The following is a 15,157-nucleotide window of genomic DNA, read 5'->3' as shown; positions in this document are numbered from 1 at the left end:
TTGGACGCGCTTGACCGTGTTCTTCGATTATCCGCCGGAGACCCGCAAAGTGCTGTACACCACCAACGCCATCGAATCGCTTAACTTCAGCCTGCGTAAGTTGCTTAAAACCCGCGGCGCGTTTCCGAACGATGAGGCGATCCTGAAAGTCTTGTACCTTGGGCTGCAGCGGATCGAGAAGAAATGGACCATGCCGATCCAGGACTGGAAGCGGGCTTTGAACCACTTCGTGATCCTGCTGGGCGATCGCGTCACCCTATGAACTAATCCCAGTTACACACTTAACTTGACACCCCTAATCATTTCTCGCGCCTTCTTGGCGATCTCATATGCCTCCCGCTTCAGATGCTTTACTAGTTTCGTACTCACTGCGTCTTGCAGTCTCCAATCACAGGGGCGGCGGCCGTATAACCGCCGCTGCTGTGCAGACTGCCGAGCGCTAAGTCTTCGGCATGAGCTGCTCGATCACTTGATCCAGGTTGAAGCTCGCGGGCCTCTGCCTGATCGGAAACTCCTTGAAGCTCTCGAGCCACCTCGCCGCGACCTGTTGTGCAGGCACCTGCGGAAAGACGTGATCGGCAAACCGTCTGTCGTAGTACAGCGTGCCGTCATCGCCCGCCTCAAACGGATCCGAGCGCAGTATGATGAGACTCCTTGCTATTGAGACCTACTTCGCACTCACATTGATGTCGACCCGCCGGTTGCGCTGGCGTCCCTCGGCCGTGGCGTTGTCGGCTATCGGATGCTGCTCGCCATACCCTTCGGCCGCCAGCCGCGATGAATCGATCCCGAGCGCCACGACCTGATTCATCGCACTGTTTGCGCGCTCGCGCGACAGCTGCAGATTACGCTCCGGATTGCCTGTATTGTCCGTGTAGCCGCTAAACCTCATCGTCACCTGTGGATAGGCCTTCATGATTTCGGCGATGTTGCGCAGTTGTTGCTGCGACAAAGGTTTGAGCGTGGACGCGTCAGTGTCGAATTCCACCCGGTCGAAGCTGAACCACGTATTCGGACTGACCTGCTTGCTCTTGTCCTCGATGAAGGCGAGCAACTTGTTCTCGACGCCGTTGGCGGGGATGTGAAGCGTCACGCCATTGGGCAATTTCTTGTCCATGAAGGCCCCCAGATCGACCCGGAGACTCCGGGCGCTGTTGGCGCGGGTACGGTAGTTATGGGTGCGGTGGACGGAGTCGGCGTCGGCGCTCTCCGACTCATGAAATACGCCAGCAGCGCGATCAGGCCCAATAACAGCAAGAGTCGCTTCCGCTGGCGGCGCGTCATCGATCGGCGTCGAACCGGATTGCACCAACACGCCATACTCACGGCCCGGTCGGAGTTTGCGGCTGCGGCTGGCGACCTTGCTGATAACCCTGCTGGTAAGCGCGCTGTTCGGCCTGTTTGTGTTGGTCGTACAAATAGCTTCCCACCAGGCCTGTGCCCGCACCGATCGCGGCACCGAGTCCGGCATTCCCGGCAATGGCGCCGATCGCCGCACCGGCCGCCGTAGAACCGGCGGTGCCGCTGAGCATCCGCTGCTGGGTCGATGTCATATCGGCGCAGCCCGACACGGAGAGGGCTATCCAAAAACTCAAAATAATTCTTCGTTTCATAACGGACCTCTTAAGATCTTTTCGATGATCGGCTCGCAGCGGCTCATCGCTGGCAGGGCCACTTTTCGATCATGTATCTGAACATCGCATCCACCGGCCGATCCTGGTTGTATTCCGGGTGGGCTTTTGCCCAGGAAACGAAATTGGTGATGGCCTGCTGGCGAGTCGGCTTGGGATTGGGAGGACACACGAGCGGTTGGCTGCCGGGTCCCGAATAGATCGACTCGTGATAGTGGTAGGCGCCCACCAGGTAACCGGTACAAAAATGGACAGCGGCTACGCGGAGCGGATCGTCTGCAGGAGCCGTACAAAGATTGATCAGCTCCTGGGTATTTCGAGCCAGAAAGTCCTGCTCCGTAACGGCCGAGGCGTACGAAACGGGAATCAGGCTCACTAGTACTGTCATTCCGTGGCGTCTCAGGGGTTTAACTCGCATGATGACCCTCCTAGGATTTGGTCGCCAATAAATCCCGTTTTACTCAAAAACGATTGTAGGGTGGGTTAGGCGCGCACCGTCACAAACCATTCCGTGCCCGCAGGCCTCCCTGCGCGCCGTAACCCACCGGTTTCGCGGCCTTGCCTGGTGGGTTACGGCGCACGGAAACACCACAGGAACTTTGCCGATTCCGTGCGATGCGCGCCTAACCCACCCTACGCCAGACACAGGAATCGGCAGGAATCGGAACATTGTTTTCGGTCATATCCCTAGTTGGAGCTTCGGCTGATCTAAGGTTTTGGAATCTATCCCGGTTGATTCCTCTCGGTCCGGTTCACGCTTTGATACCGGCGTGGCGGCGCCGGTTCCACCTGAGGTAGGGAAGCGACACGATCCCGCTCACGATCAGATACAGCAGAACCACGGCGGGTGCCAGCTTCTCGTCCGGAAAATTGGCGTGGGCGATTGCCAAGGCGACGCCGGGATGCCTGGAAGCGGTGGACAGCGCCAGCACCGTGCGATCGTTCGGGTCCGGGCCGCCGAGTCCGTGGCCTGCCAGCAGTCCCACGGCCACAAAAGAGGCGATGGCGGCGAGCGTCCCGTTGCCGATCAAGGACACGATCGCCGGCCACGCGGTGAACAAAACCGGCAGGACGCCGACGGCGAGCAACACCGTCGCCGCCAGGGCGATGGGCTTGGCGATCCGCTCTGCGAACCCGGGCGCCCAGTGCCGGACCGCCATGCCGAAGCCAAGCGGCGCCAGCACCGTGATGAGCACCAGCTTGGCGATGGCGGCCGCCGGCATTCGCGCGGGTATCGCAAAAGCTTTCCCGAGCAGCGCCACGGCGATGGGCACGAACACGACCGCGAGCAGCGCCGTCGCGACCAGCAATCCGACCGTATAGGGAGCGCTCCCGCCCGCCTTGAGCTCCTTTTTGGGGAGGAGCGGCGGAACGGGCGACACCGCCAGCGCAATGAGGACGATCTTCACCGCTGGATGTAGCTCGAAGCTGGCCGCGAGCGCCGCCGCGAATAGCGGCATGACCAGGTTCATCGCCAGCAGCGACCGAACCAGCCGCCCGGGTCTCCGGAACAGATACCCCGCGTCCTTGAGACTCGCGGCGAGACCGAGGCCGAAGACGATGAGCACGATGCTCACCTTCACCGCGAGCAATAGCAGTGCGGCCACGCTCATGACCGTCTCTCTCGCGTTCTTCGGCCGTGTCCGTGGGGTAGTTTCAGCATACGCAGGCGCTCAGCGTCCGCCGCCGCCGGCAACCTCGTTCATCTTCGCCAGGGCCTGGTCGATGGTGAAGCTGGCCGCCTTCTGGCGCGGCGGGAAGTCCTTGAACGTCGCCACGAACTCGGCCGCGATCGTCTGCGCCGCGAACACTATGTAGTCATGGTCGAGGAACCAGTCGTAGTAAGTGTTCGAGGTGATGTCGGCGCGCTCGAACGGATCGGTCCTGAGGTTGTAGAGCTTGGGAAGCCGCAACGGCACGAACGGCTCGGCCCAGATGCGCAGGGTCCCTTCAACCCGCTGTTCCATGAAGACCACCTTCCAGTTGTCGTAGCGCAAAGCGACCAGGTCGCCGTCGTCGTTGAAGTAGATGAAGCCCTGACGCGGGCTTTTCGGCTCCTGGCCGGTCAGGTGGGGCAGCAGGTTGTAGCCGTCGATGTGGACCTTGAAGGTCTTGCCCGCCGCCTGGTGGCCTTTCTTGCACTTTTCCACGACATCCGGCTCGCCCGCCGCCGCGAGAAACGTCGGCAGCCAGTCGTGGTGCTGGACGATTTCGTTGGAGACCACGCCCGCCGGGATCTTGCCGGGCCAGCGCAGCAGCAGCGGGATGCGGAAGGCGCCCTCCCAGTTGGAGTTCTTCTCGTTGCGAAAGGGGGTCATGGCACCGTCGGGCCAGGTGTTCATGCGCGGCCCGTTGTCGGTGCCGTACATGACGACGGTGTTGTCCGCGATGCCGAGTTCGTCCAGGAGGTTCAGCATCTCGCCCACCAGCTTGTCATGATCAATCATGGTGTCGTGGTAGGGGGGATTGCCACCGGCCGGCCTGTCCGATGCTCTCGGGCTTGGGATGGGTGCGCAGGTGCATGTGGGTCGTGTTGAACCAGCAGAACCAGGGTTTGCCGGCTCCATGCTGGCGCTTGATGAAGTCCTTGGCGGCGGCGCAGAACTCGTCGTCGCAGGTTTCCATGCGCTTCTTGGTCAAAGGGCCTGTGTCTTCGATCTTCTGCTTGCCGACCTTACCAAAGCGAGGGTCCACCGTCGGGTCGTCGGTGTCGGTCGCGTGACAGCGGAGGACCCCGCGGGGGCCGAATCGCTCGTGGAAGTGCGGGAAGTCTTTCGGATTCGGATAGTCGGACAGTTCCGGTTCCTCTTCGGCGTTGAGGTGGTAGAGGTTGCCGAAGAACTCGTCGAAGCCATGGACGGTGGGCAGGTACTCGTTGCGGTCGCCGAGGTGGTTCTTGCCGAACTGGCCGGTGGCGTAGCCTTGATTCTTGAGCAACTCGGCGATAGTCGGGTCCTCTGCCTGGAGACCCACGGTGGCGGCCGGGACCCCGACCTTGGACAGTCCGGTACGGAAGACGCTCTGCCCGGTGATGAAGGCGGAGCGTCCCGCCGTACAGCTCTGCTCGCCGTAGGAGTCGGTGAAGCGCATGCCTTCTTGCGCGATACGGTCGATGTTGGGCGTGCGGTAGCCCATCACTCCGTCGCTGTAGCAGCTGAGATTGGTGATGCCGATGTCGTCGCCGAAGATGACGAGAATGTTCGGTCTGTCCTTCGCGGGTGTGCCTTGATTCGCCATTCTTACCTCCTTGAAGCTAGGCGATTGTCACGGGGAGCGGCGCGGTACAAGGTCATCCAGATTGACCGCCTCCGACCTTGGCCGCGCGGCCTCGGATTGCACCGATGTCTTGCCCGATTTGAGCGCAGCGCCGAGCGATTACACCTTGAGCAGGGCTTTCAGCCACCTGCCTCCTTTCAGCCGGAACCGGGCCGGGTCTTCAGCCGGTTGGACGACGACGAACCCTTCGCCCTGGAAGAACATCTGGAAGGGTTCGCGACCTCCGTGCCGGAACACCGAGCGCCAACTCAGATCCATCTTCAACTCCGGTACAAGCCCGTCCGACCAGGCCAGGGTGGAGTGCGGATCGGTACTTACCGGATTCGCCGGGGTCACCGGCAGCGTCAGCGGACTGCCGTGGACGGCGAACGCCAGGGCACCGGTTCCGGAGAACCTCGCTCCAAATAGACCGCCCGCGGTGAGGCCGATTCTCTTGCCGACCAGGAATATCTCGTGTTCGAGGGTTTCCTCGAAGGCGAGAAATTCCTTCGCCGAAACGCACAGGGTTTCGCCCGCGAGACGCAGCACTCGAAGATGCCATCCACGGTACGCACAGTAGAGCCGCCCTCGGCCAATCGCACGCTCCAAGGGCACCAGCTCGCGCCGGATCATGTCTTTCAGGTTCCGGCCCTGGAGCGTAGGCAGCCGTTCGAAGCGAAGATCGCCGCGGTAAGCGATGGCGGCGCCCGGCTTGAGCCAGACACCGCCATCCACTTCGATCCTGAGTATGCGCTCCGATTCCTGTGTGAAGTTCCCCGTGATCGCTTTTTCCTCGCCGCTCTCGCGCAGGAATCCCGCCAGCGAATGGACAGGCAATGCGGCGCCGTTTGGGGATGCGGTCATGCGTGCACTCCTCCGTGCCCGGTCGGGCGAACGGTTCGATGGGCTAGAAGACTTCGTGAAGTCGAGTTCCTTCGAGAGGGAACCGCTTTGGCGTAGGTCACAACACCTTGTCCTCCTTCATCTTGGCGATCAGCGCTTCAGCCAACTCCTGGGTCACTTTGGTGACATCCTTCGGGTCGGTCGACTCGCTGATTCCCGACCACACCGCTTGCTCGCGCCTGATGTCCCACAGCGTCGACTCGATGGTCAGAACGTCATACGCGTGGATTTCCGGCGCGGCCACCCAGGTCGCCCCGTACCAACCGTAAAAACGTCCGCCGTAGCCACCGGGGGCGACGTAACCGAGGCTGACGTCCACCTTGCGTTGCACGCGCGGAGGACCCGGGTGACCAATACCGAATCGGCGCCGGTCTTTGCGACCGCCTGCTTGATTCTCTCTTTCGGCAGGGGACCTTGCTCCGGCAGCAGGGAATAACTCGCCGAGGCTTCGGTTCCGGATGCGCGCAGCGCCTGTATTAAACCGTCCTCGAACATACGTCGGTTCGCGTCGCTGCGGCTGACCCCGATGACCAGGACGTTGCGAAACGGTACATCATTAAACTGCGGGTCCTTCCAGGAATTCTTGAGGTGCGTCGTCACGCAGGCGGCCACCAGCGCCGTTACAAGCCACAGCAGACTCAAACCCAGTCTTGGATTCAGAGGATTTCTTTCCGGTCTTATTCCAGTTTTGACCATACCTGTACTCCTTAATTCTTTATCTTGCATTCCGCTTGGGAGTTATAGCCAGACCCGGCATCCGCCCCTACTTGGCTTTGGTCCTGTACATACCCACTTAGATACTCCGAACACAGCTTTTTGACCTCGGTCCGTGTCTTGAATGCGTGCACATCCAAAGCTTTCTCGGATCACTCGGAAAACGGAAACACCCGCTTCCAGTCCCACTTCATGTCCACCACCATCCAGCCGCGGGTCTTCGCCTCGTCGAGTGCTTGGTCAAGCCGGCCGACGGACGATTCGCGGTCGTAGGCCCATTCGCGCTCAGCGTGGGTGTGGTGGATCAGCGCCATGAGCCGCGCCCCTTCGCCACCCGCCGTCCATTGAAGCATCTGAAGGTCGCCGTCCGAGTTGCCGAAGGCGGCGATGGGCCGTCGCCCGATGAACTTGTGGATGCCCACCGGCTTGCCCGCCCGGTCGTCGATGAAATCCACCTCCGGCAGCCTCACCAGCACCGGCTTGCTGTCGCGCAGCTCCAATTTCGTCTCGATGCTGCTCCCCACCACCTGTTCGGGTGGGATGCCGTAGACCTTTTCGACCCATGGCCGCATGAACTCTATCCCGCCGCCGGAGACGATATAGGTCTTGAACCCGTTGGCGCGGAGATACGCCAGCAGTTCCCGCATGGGCTGGTAGGCCAGCTCGGTGTAAGGCCGCCGGAACCTGGGGTGCCGGGCCGTTGCCAGCCAGTCCGTGACGATGGCCTCGAACTCGGTGGTGGTCATGCCGGCATGGGTGGCCATAAGGAGTTCGACCAGTCCCTTCTCGCCGCCGGCCGCGAGTGCCGTCAGATCATTTTCCAGCACGGTCTTGAAAGGCTGCCGCTCCTTCCATTCGGGATGTTGCGGCGCCAGGGCCTTCACCCGGTCCAGCGCGAACAGTCCCTGGAAATACAGCGGCTGCTCGGCCCACAGGGTGCCGTCGTTGTCGAACACGGCGATGCGTTCGGCGGGCGGAACGTAATCGGTGCTCCCCCTATCGGCCACCTTCTTTACGAAGGCCCGGATAGCTTGCTTCGTTTGGCCGTTGTTCCAGGAGGGCAGCGGGTCGGCGGCCTTCCACTCGGCGAGAGCGACTCCACTCGTCAACAGGATCAAACCCAGGAAAACAATGAACGGCCGAAACATGGTCCGGAAGGACAGAACGATGCGCATGGGTGGCTTCTCCAATTATTCCTCAGGCCCGCTGAATCGGGCATGAGTACTTGCCCAACTTGTCTTGATTTCGACCAATAGCCCGTCAGCCCGAGGAACGGACCGCTCAGGGTCACATCGGTTTCAATGATGCGCTTGCTCACGTCCAGGCGCAGGGCCTTATAGCCGGCCTCAATCGAGGCGGGCACGCCGAATAGGGTGGTGCGGTAGCCGACCAGCCCCAGCACGGACCCGGCGAAGTCGATGTTGTCCACGCCAAAGCCGCCGCCGTTGCCGTCCACCAAGACGAACCATTTCGGGCTGAATTGCACCGTGAACCGGCCGCCGATGACCGGACTGGTGAGGCTCTTGCTGGCCGAGGCGCTGCCGATGCCCCTGAATTCGACCTGGTTGTCCAGCCAGATGGTGCGCCCGCCAGCATAAAGCTCGATCGTGTTGGAACGCGGTTTCTCGTCCCAGCGGGCGATGCGTTCCGAGGCGGCCGGGCCGAACAGGCGGTACATCGCGCCATACTCCATGACGCTCAACTGGCTCGACAAGCCTTTGCTGATTCCCCGATCGAACCGGGGCTCGAAATCCAGATCCACGTAATTGCCGTCCAGATAGAATCCGAAACGCTCGCAATGAGCTTCGAACCAGCCCATGAACCCCAAGGGGAAGCGATGCGAGGCGTCGACGAGTCGATGAAGGTCTCGTCGACAGATTTGTTCAAAGGCCTCGCGGAAAACTTGCCGCCCACGCCGGGCAGCCACATGTAGAGGTTGAGATTGAAGGCCCAGGGATCGGCCTCGGCGGTTCCGCTCCGAGCACGGAATTCGCGGCCGCCGTGGCGAGCAGCGCGAGCAGTAGGCGTGTTTTGGCCGGGCCGTTTGGATCTGGGACGTATTTGGCTTTCGGAAACATTCGTGTTCTCCTTTTGTTGCAAAGACGTGTCGAACCAAAATCCATCAGCGTTGAGGTACCTGCTCACTCGGCGCGGCAGCCTCAAAGTCCCCCTCCGAAGCGGTACTGCCAGGCGATACCCACCAAATCGAAATTACTGCCGGTGCGGGTCGAGACACCGGTGCTCCCGTACAGTTTCACCGAATGGTTCCGACTGATCGGCAATGCCAGCGTGGCGCCGATGCGCGTGTTTTCCTGAAGGTTCCGGTGCGGTCCACCATCGATGCTGGTACTGCCGCCGGCATAGTAAGTTCCGTCCAGCGAGCCCCAGATGTTGGCGCCGAAGCTGTAGATGAGATGTCCCTGCACTGCATAGATAGGATCTTGGGAACGGGTCTGGTGGCCGGGAAAAAACTCGGTGTTGTCGGTATAGAAGGTCCCTTCGCCGGCCAGCTCCAAGGTCACGGGTCCCCAGCGCTTGGAGACGCCCAGTTCGGTCTTGACCGACCAGTGGTTGGTGCCGAGGTTCACCAGCTTCTCGGGATCGTATTGGCCGCCGGGGGCCGATACCTGCACGCTGGCTCCGACGATGACGTCCTGCTCGTAGTTGGCGAACTCGGCCAGGGTCAGCGCCGGGGCACCGTAGAGGTTGACCGAGAAACGGAATCTCGGGTCGGCAAACCCGGAAATATCGCGCTCCCGAGGCTGGCCGGCGAAGCTGGCGGTGCCGGACAGCCAGGCGGTGGGCAATATCACGTCGAATTTCCCGGACTGGCCGAATACGTCCAGCGAACGGGCATAGGCGAACACGGCGCCGTGGGCCTGGAGCTTGGCGTCTTCCAGAGGGATCGTGGGATCGACGGTCACGCCGCCCCATAGGTAGCTGTAGCCCACGATCAGGAAATTGAGGCCGACCGGGGTGTTGGCGTAGGTCCTGGGTTCGAGGTCCTGTCCGTTTGCGCCGGAGGCCGCGGCGGCGAGCGATGCCGCGCCCAGCCGGATGGCAAGGACGCTGCGGAATCGGGATTTCGCGGGATGCCGCGTTGAAGTTCCGGCAGCTTCTTGCGACAGGATGGGTCCTTCCGAGCTTGGCCCCAGTCCAACCGGATCAGAAGAACCGGTCATGCTTTCCCGGGATTTACGCGAGGTTCGCAGGGAGGCTGTCATTGATCGGGCGGGATGGCCGGGTTTGCTTCCGGAAAGCTCTCGATATGCAAGGTCTGCGTTGGGAACGCGAATCGGCGCCTGTCGGCCCCTCGACCTGCAGACCCATGGCTATTCCTCGACCATCCCCAAAAATGGGTTGCGGTGCGCGTCGAGCTTCCGAGCCCGGCCATGGTTTTCATGGCGCGCACCCAACCCGCCCTGCGGCTCTAGCGCTCTTTCGGCATCAAGGGGATTGAGGAACCGACAACCACGTCCCCGGCTCCCTGCAAGACGCTTTCCACTTGTAGAAACCGTGCTCCGACAACCTTCGATGTCGCTTTTGCGATTTTGCCGTAGTACTTATCGAGCAGCGCAGTCCGCGCTTTGCGAAAATCGAGGGAACGCTTGACGAGTTCGTCGGCCTTTGACTCGCTCATGTTTTCAAAGGTATCCGCATAATCCTTGATCACGGCTAAGCGTTTGTCGTTCAGCTTCATCAAGTCGGCTTCGTATTGGTGATACAGGCTCCAAAACTTCTTGCCTTGTTCTTCGCTCAGATTCATCGACTGCTTGACGAAATCCCGCCTGTCTATACGGGTACTGGCGCGAAACAGGGCGAGTGCGTCTTGCCCGGTATTTTCGGCGGCGGGGGCTGCGGTTGTGGCTGTTTCGGCTTGTGCCCCGTGACTTATCACCGGCAGACTGATCGCTGCGACCGCGAATGCGAGGGACAACAGTTTGGTTTTCATGCGTTACTCCTATCCTTGGGTGGTTGTGAAATTTTCATTGCATAGAGAAGCGGGAGCGTATCGGTTCATCGTGACGATGGATCCCGGCGCCTTCGCCGCTGCGTTCATCCTCACTCCCGCATTCTGAAGCAGTTTCCTTGTCACGGAAAGCCGGCCCTGATCCGCCGGGAAAAGTCCGGCGCCTGGTCCGCCGCCCGTGCCGCGGCATTGATATGCGAGCGCCGCTTGAGTTCCTCGAAAGACAGGCTCCGGTCGAGGCGTCCCCTCTCGTAGGCGTACTCCGGGGCATACCCGCTCAGCAGCACCTTCCATGAATAAGGGATGTGGCCGGGATTCACGGCCGCATGGGTGAGAATCATGGTGGTGCAGTTGGTCGTGAGCGTGTTGTAGAAGCGGGGATGTTCACGCAGTTCGTTGATGTCGCGCATGTAGTCCAGGAAGATGCGGCGGCCGTTCTCGATCGGCCCGATCACCCGGAACAAATAAACGTCTTCCGGCGGATCGTTCCGGTAGTTCGTCCGCACCCGGATGACGTCGCGCTCATCGGCGACGACGTACACCAGCTCGTACTGCCGGAAGAGGCCGGGGAGCGTCGCATAGGGCCTGGTGCGGTCCTTCCGTACCTCGATGGAGATGGCCAGGTGATCGCCCCCGAAGCCGAAGGTCAGGAACAAATGGGCGATGGCCGGACCCATCCAGTAGGAGGCGACCAGATCGATCCGGTCCAGACGCCGGAGGTCAAAGGTGCGGTCATAGTAGGCGGGCGTGAAATCGGTCTCCGTGCGGTAGTCGAAATTCCGGATGTTGTGGACGGTCACAAGATCGCCGTCGAGGGTGGCATAGGGAAGCACGGCGACCTCGGGTTGCCAATCGCGGTCGTTGGAGGGCGTCGCGCCGCCCCAGACGACCAGGACCGGCGCGAGGGCCGCGGCAAAGCCTACTCCCGCGAGCCGGCGCGTCCGCCGGACGAACAGGGCGACCAAAGCCACCAGTCCGATGGCGGCAAAGCTCCAGGCCGCCGCCGTGCGGACTTCGGCCGATCCCGGCCCAAGATAATAAAGGACCAGCGCTCCCCAGCCGGTGGCGCCGGCCATCACGAGGCCGGCCAAGACCAGAACGATGATCGTGCCGATCCGGCGCCTCATGGACGACTCCCCTCGAATGCCGCCGCGTGTTCGAGCAGGATGCGCCGGATCTCCTCGATGACCTCGGGCTTTCCCTGGCACGAGTGATCCGATCGGACCACCAACTCGGAGACTGCCTCCTCGATGTGGGCACTGCGGTAGGCCACCACGCCGTCGTCTCCCTCCTCCTTCGGGCCATCGCCCTCCACCGCGATGATCGAGTGGGCCGGAATCCGGGACGGCACGGGGATGGTCTCCAGGATTTTGAGACCGGGGTTGTTCGGATTCATGTTGTCCACCGCCGTCGGGGGCCGGCGGAGGAGCGCGATCAGCTTCTCATCCCCGGTCAAGGTGACCACCTCGGCAAACTGGCTCACCACTCCCACCGGCAAGGTCACGAACCAGGCCGCGATGGCGCCGATCCGGCCCGAGGCCAGCAGGGCGCCGCGATGGGGGGTCGCCACGAACACTACCCGCCCGACGAAGGGCAGGGGGGTGAAGAACGCCGACTGCCGCAGGAGCTCGCGGGCTCCGGGACCGACCTGGATCGAATCGAACGGCTTGCTGCTGATGCGGTCCCAGAACCGGGTACCGCTGTCGATGGCGGTGAACTTGGTCAGGAGCCCGCCCTGGCTGTGCCCGATCACCACCATGTCGCGCAGGGCCGGGTCCTTGCCCTCGGGATCGAACTCCCGCACCGCGGCCGTCAGGGTCGCCCGCAGCCGCCCCGCCGAGTAGGCGATGGGGTTGCCGGTATCGTAGAGGAAGAGCCAGATCTGGAACCGCTCGCGGATGCGCGGATCGCCCTGAAGTTCGTTGAACAGTTCGGCCCAGCGGGCGGGGCTGGAAGCCGTCCCGTGCACCAGCACCACCGGAATCTTCCCGGACCGGTAAGGCTGCATCATGAACAGTCCGTCCTGGGCCCGATCGCGCGGGAGCATGCCCGAGAAGGCGCCGCCCCGGAGGAACCCGGCGATCTCCGCAGCGTACATCGGGCTGCCTTCGAGCTGATAGGCGAGGGCTGCCGTCGGGTCGGATTCGAGGGGCTGTTCCCGTCCGTTGACCGTCACCGTCGAGGCCTGGTCCGCCGCGTAAACCTCGATACGCCCAAGAACTTGCCCGCTGGCCAGACTGGCGCGGGCGTGCTCGAAACGCAGCAGCGCGGTGACCGGGACCTTGATGCGGGGTCCGAGGCGTTCCGAGCCGACGACCTTCATCGACGCGGGTCCCGCGGCGAGGCTCGCGGCCAAGGGGGCGCCGAGCCCGGGGCTGCGGTAGCGGTTCCGGAGGCCCCGGACTTCCAGGGTCGTGGTCGGGGTGAATCGCTCGAGCCGGTAGCCGCCCCACCACAGCCCTGACTCGTTCAGGGTGACCGCCAAGGTCCCGAATGGAAGCTTGTGCACGCCGGGCGCCAGCCGCACCTCGTTCTTGTCCACGCCCTTGCCGCGGACGGCGGCCAAGCCTTTCGCGACCGCCTGGTTGTAGAGATCGTACGCCAGCCGGAAGCGAGGGTCCGAGGGCTGGAGAGGCGTGCCGGTGGCGTCGTCCGGAAACAGGAGCGCCCAGGCGTACACGGCCGAAGCCAGGAAATACGCCCGATCGCCCGTGCGGTCGGCATGGAGAAAGGACAGCTCCGCCAGCGCGAACAGGCGGTCGTCGTCGCCCTTGGGGCTCAGCCCGCGATGCAGTTCGGCGAGCACCTTGGCCGGTTCCGCGCCGAACCGATCCAGGAGGTCTAAGCGCCTGAGCACCATTTTCGAGGGCTCCGACGCCTGCTCCGCCGAGAGCGCACTTTCGGTATGAATGCGATAGGCGGTCTGGATGTCCACGTGCTTCACGCCAACCGGCGTCGCGCATCCGGAAAGGACCAACGCGAGGCAGGTGAGCCTCAGAATCCATAGCACGGTCGGCACGAGCCATTGCTGCTTGGCTGAATGCTTCGAAGCCTTCATACCACTCCTTGTCGTTTGCCCGCGATCGCGCGGCTTAACTCACCGGCTTTGCCGGTGCTGGTCCGCGTGGGCAAACGATGGGATCATCTGCCGCCCTCGCGGAGAAACGGTTACGGTTTATAGCGACATGCTGTCTCAGAGCACGCATCATAAGTGCTTTCCAGGTCATCCTGAACGATTCGCGCATCGTAAGCTCTTGAATTTGCAATGAGCAAAAAATCAAATCTGTGCGGATTCGAGCCGATGAGCCGCTTTGAATGACTTTTTCAACAGAATCGGCCCAAGGCATGCCGTCGGGGTCTTCCAGAATGAAGACCAGCTTGCCTTTCTCGAAGCCCATTTCCGCATTGCGCGCGACCGTGGCGTCTTGGGCCTGGCTTCGGCGGCAAAACCGGCAGGGCTTGGCCATCGGTCATTCTCCGTTCATGCCGGGATCGGACCCACTTCGGTCGATCACGCGGTGGGACAGGTAATACAGCGGGATGCTGAGAAAGAACAGGGTGCCGAGATGCACATTCACGAACGAAATGGGGATGGCCGCCACGCTGACCATGACAGGGCTCATGAACATGCGCCGGGTCACGCGGCGCCGGACGGCGGCTTCGACCGGGCGGATCAGCAAGTGGGGATGGGACACTGTATAAGTCCACAGCGCGATGAGAGCGAGCCCGATGAGGATTTGCACGGCGCCGAACAGCAGGATCACCAACGCCTCCTCGCGATAGACGCTTTTGAGTTTCGTGACGAACGGCAGCAGCGTGACGGGGAACAGGAAGAGCAGGTTGAGCCAGGCGAGCATTCGGCTGCCTTGCCGGAAATGATGCATGATCGCGGCGTGCTGGACCCAATACGTGCCGGCCAACCAGAAGCTGACCCCGTAGATGAACAGGTCGAAGCCGATACGCTCCAGAAACGCAAACAGCCCGTCTTCGGAAAAGCGGTGATCGGAAGGAACGTCGATGCTCAGCACCAGCAGCGTCATGACGATGGCAACGACGGCATCGGCCAGCGCCTTGCAGCGGTCGAGGCTGAAGATTCCGGAGGAGTTCGGCGATAGGCGTTCTTTGGGCATCGTCCAGTCTCGCAAGTTATCACTTAAATCCAGCCCTGCTCCCTGAATTTCACCCGCAGTTGGTCAGCGATTTCCTTGGCGGTCCGCTGGGCGGCGCCTTCGATCGTCTCCGAGCCTTTCCTTTCCCCCCTTAGTTTCGACGCACCGCCGACGATAAGGCCGATGGGATTGCCGGTTGCGGCAAGGGCGGCAACGCCCACCAGCATACCCGGTGTTTTGCTACCCCCGGCCTGGAGTTGGCCCGATCCGACTCGGCGCAGACCCTGAGCCGTCATTAGATAGCCCTCGACCACCGTCCTCAGCTCGGCGGCCCCGGAGCCGAACCCGACCAGCACACGCTCGCCGGCGCTGCCTTTGTCGACGGCTACGAAATAACCCCTGATCACCAGGTCGCCGACCCGTGGTGCCGGTTGGCCTACTGCTTCATCAAGGTTGAATTGAAGGGTAAAGATGCTTGAGCTTTATGCGCGCATTGTCGGTGGTGAAACGCCAATCGATTTTGGCGCGGACGGTATTCCGGCGGGTTTCCCAGGCAGCGACTTCGCGCGTCAGGT

The 15,157-nt window shown here is 62.1% G+C and carries 19 protein-coding genes and 1 pseudogene; 1 reads left to right on the top strand and 19 read right to left on the bottom strand.

From position 1 onward, the window contains the following. On the top strand, positions 1-262 hold a 262-nt coding region (locus tag VEB01_RS03735; RefSeq protein ID WP_324872942.1), incomplete at its 5' end, for a transposase. Positions 263-667: 405 nt separating this feature from the next. Here the strand turns inward: VEB01_RS03735 and VEB01_RS03730 are convergent. From VEB01_RS03730 to VEB01_RS03640, 19 genes and pseudogenes are all read right to left on the bottom strand, one after another. Then, the gene (locus VEB01_RS03730) at positions 668-1,315 is read right to left on the bottom strand and encodes an OmpA family protein (protein WP_324872940.1); all 648 of its coding nucleotides are present in this window, start codon (positions 1,313-1,315) and stop codon (positions 668-670) included. 7 nt (positions 1,316-1,322) lie between these two features. After that, positions 1,323-1,613, bottom strand: coding sequence for a YMGG-like glycine zipper-containing protein (locus VEB01_RS03725; protein ID WP_324872938.1), 291 nt, complete (start codon positions 1,611-1,613; stop codon positions 1,323-1,325). 43 nt (positions 1,614-1,656) lie between these two features. Then, complete coding sequence (locus VEB01_RS03720; RefSeq protein WP_324872936.1) at positions 1,657-2,049, bottom strand: Rap1a/Tai family immunity protein; 393 nt, start codon at positions 2,047-2,049, stop codon at positions 1,657-1,659. Positions 2,050-2,383: 334 nt separating this feature from the next. Continuing rightward, complete coding sequence (locus VEB01_RS03715) at positions 2,384-3,244, bottom strand: bile acid:sodium symporter family protein (RefSeq protein ID WP_324872934.1); 861 nt, start codon at positions 3,242-3,244, stop codon at positions 2,384-2,386. A 60-nt stretch (positions 3,245-3,304) separates the two neighbouring features. After that, positions 3,305-4,078, bottom strand: a complete 774-nt coding sequence (locus VEB01_RS03710) for a sulfatase-like hydrolase/transferase (protein ID WP_324872932.1) — start codon at positions 4,076-4,078, stop codon at positions 3,305-3,307. Continuing rightward, positions 4,071-4,868: a sulfatase-like hydrolase/transferase gene (locus tag VEB01_RS03705; RefSeq protein WP_324872930.1), complete on the bottom strand. Its 798-nt coding sequence runs from the start codon at positions 4,866-4,868 to the stop codon at positions 4,071-4,073. The genes VEB01_RS03710 and VEB01_RS03705 overlap by 8 nt, the downstream gene beginning before the upstream one ends. 138 nt (positions 4,869-5,006) lie before the next feature. Continuing rightward, a complete protein-coding gene (locus tag VEB01_RS03700) occupies positions 5,007-5,750 on the bottom strand; it encodes an AIM24 family protein (protein WP_324872928.1) in 744 nt (247 codons plus the stop codon). A 97-nt stretch (positions 5,751-5,847) separates the two neighbouring features. After that, complete coding sequence (locus VEB01_RS03695) at positions 5,848-6,033, bottom strand: hypothetical protein (RefSeq protein WP_324872925.1); 186 nt, start codon at positions 6,031-6,033, stop codon at positions 5,848-5,850. Continuing rightward, the gene (locus VEB01_RS03690; protein ID WP_324872923.1) at positions 5,997-6,485 is read right to left on the bottom strand and encodes a hypothetical protein; all 489 of its coding nucleotides are present in this window, start codon (positions 6,483-6,485) and stop codon (positions 5,997-5,999) included. The genes VEB01_RS03695 and VEB01_RS03690 overlap by 37 nt, the downstream gene beginning before the upstream one ends. A gap of 170 nt (positions 6,486-6,655) precedes the next feature. Continuing rightward, positions 6,656-7,678 (bottom strand): HAD family hydrolase, encoded by a 1,023-nt coding sequence (locus tag VEB01_RS03685; RefSeq protein WP_324872921.1) that lies wholly within the window; start codon positions 7,676-7,678, stop codon positions 6,656-6,658. Further along, a complete protein-coding gene (locus VEB01_RS03680; RefSeq protein WP_324872919.1) occupies positions 7,618-8,322 on the bottom strand; it encodes a hypothetical protein in 705 nt (234 codons plus the stop codon). The genes VEB01_RS03685 and VEB01_RS03680 overlap by 61 nt, the downstream gene beginning before the upstream one ends. Before the next feature lie 340 nt (positions 8,323-8,662). Next, complete coding sequence (locus VEB01_RS03675; protein WP_324872917.1) at positions 8,663-9,685, bottom strand: transporter; 1,023 nt, start codon at positions 9,683-9,685, stop codon at positions 8,663-8,665. Positions 9,686-9,933: 248 nt separating this feature from the next. Next, a complete protein-coding gene (locus tag VEB01_RS03670; RefSeq protein ID WP_324872915.1) occupies positions 9,934-10,455 on the bottom strand; it encodes a hypothetical protein in 522 nt (173 codons plus the stop codon). A gap of 140 nt (positions 10,456-10,595) precedes the next feature. Continuing rightward, on the bottom strand, positions 10,596-11,600 hold the full coding sequence (locus VEB01_RS03665) for an Lnb N-terminal periplasmic domain-containing protein (RefSeq protein ID WP_324872913.1): 1,005 nt from the start codon (positions 11,598-11,600) through the stop codon (positions 10,596-10,598). After that, the gene (locus VEB01_RS03660; protein WP_324872910.1) at positions 11,597-13,531 is read right to left on the bottom strand and encodes an esterase/lipase family protein; all 1,935 of its coding nucleotides are present in this window, start codon (positions 13,529-13,531) and stop codon (positions 11,597-11,599) included. The genes VEB01_RS03665 and VEB01_RS03660 overlap by 4 nt, the downstream gene beginning before the upstream one ends. A gap of 34 nt (positions 13,532-13,565) precedes the next feature. After that, a complete protein-coding gene (locus VEB01_RS03655; RefSeq protein WP_324872908.1) occupies positions 13,566-13,940 on the bottom strand; it encodes a hypothetical protein in 375 nt (124 codons plus the stop codon). A 3-nt stretch (positions 13,941-13,943) separates the two neighbouring features. Beyond that, entirely contained in the window at positions 13,944-14,603 is a 660-nt protein-coding gene (locus tag VEB01_RS03650) for a TMEM175 family protein (RefSeq protein ID WP_324872906.1), read from the bottom strand. A 23-nt stretch (positions 14,604-14,626) separates the two neighbouring features. Next, on the bottom strand, positions 14,627-15,055 hold the full coding sequence (locus tag VEB01_RS03645) for a DUF4410 domain-containing protein (protein ID WP_324872944.1): 429 nt from the start codon (positions 15,053-15,055) through the stop codon (positions 14,627-14,629). After that, positions 15,030-15,157, bottom strand: a pseudogene (locus VEB01_RS03640) (IS630-like element ISCARN102 family transposase); the annotation flags it as partial. The gene VEB01_RS03645 and the pseudogene VEB01_RS03640, both read right to left, overlap by 26 nt.

Source organism: Methylocaldum sp. (assembly GCF_035627495.1).
GTDB lineage: Bacteria > Pseudomonadota > Gammaproteobacteria > Methylococcales > Methylococcaceae > Methylocaldum.
Note: the sequence above shows the minus strand (reverse complement) of the source record. Positions and strands in the feature narration are given on the sequence as shown.

Bases quoted from the DNA above. Each gene is read 5' to 3' on its own strand.
- VEB01_RS03675 (WP_324872917.1), bottom strand. From the start codon at position 9,685: ATGACCGGTTCTTCTGATCCGGTTGGACTGGGGCCAAGCTCGGAAGGA.
- VEB01_RS03700 (WP_324872928.1), bottom strand. From the start codon at position 5,750: ATGACCGCATCCCCAAACGGCGCCGCATTGCCTGTCCATTCGCTGGCG.
- VEB01_RS03650 (WP_324872906.1), bottom strand. From the start codon at position 14,603: ATGCCCAAAGAACGCCTATCGCCGAACTCCTCCGGAATCTTCAGCCTC.
- VEB01_RS03720 (WP_324872936.1), bottom strand. From the start codon at position 2,049: ATGCGAGTTAAACCCCTGAGACGCCACGGAATGACAGTACTAGTGAGC.
- VEB01_RS03705 (WP_324872930.1), bottom strand. From the start codon at position 4,868: ATGGCGAATCAAGGCACACCCGCGAAGGACAGACCGAACATTCTCGTC.
- VEB01_RS03660 (WP_324872910.1), bottom strand. From the start codon at position 13,531: ATGAAGGCTTCGAAGCATTCAGCCAAGCAGCAATGGCTCGTGCCGACC.
- VEB01_RS03665 (WP_324872913.1), bottom strand. From the start codon at position 11,600: ATGAGGCGCCGGATCGGCACGATCATCGTTCTGGTCTTGGCCGGCCTC.
- VEB01_RS03710 (WP_324872932.1), bottom strand. From the start codon at position 4,078: ATGATTGATCATGACAAGCTGGTGGGCGAGATGCTGAACCTCCTGGAC.
- VEB01_RS03690 (WP_324872923.1), bottom strand. From the start codon at position 6,485: ATGGTCAAAACTGGAATAAGACCGGAAAGAAATCCTCTGAATCCAAGA.
- VEB01_RS03655 (WP_324872908.1), bottom strand. From the start codon at position 13,940: ATGGCCAAGCCCTGCCGGTTTTGCCGCCGAAGCCAGGCCCAAGACGCC.
- VEB01_RS03685 (WP_324872921.1), bottom strand. From the start codon at position 7,678: ATGCGCATCGTTCTGTCCTTCCGGACCATGTTTCGGCCGTTCATTGTT.
- VEB01_RS03680 (WP_324872919.1), bottom strand. From the start codon at position 8,322: ATGGGCTGGTTCGAAGCTCATTGCGAGCGTTTCGGATTCTATCTGGAC.
- VEB01_RS03725 (WP_324872938.1), bottom strand. From the start codon at position 1,613: ATGAAACGAAGAATTATTTTGAGTTTTTGGATAGCCCTCTCCGTGTCG.
- VEB01_RS03670 (WP_324872915.1), bottom strand. From the start codon at position 10,455: ATGAAAACCAAACTGTTGTCCCTCGCATTCGCGGTCGCAGCGATCAGT.
- VEB01_RS03715 (WP_324872934.1), bottom strand. From the start codon at position 3,244: ATGAGCGTGGCCGCACTGCTATTGCTCGCGGTGAAGGTGAGCATCGTG.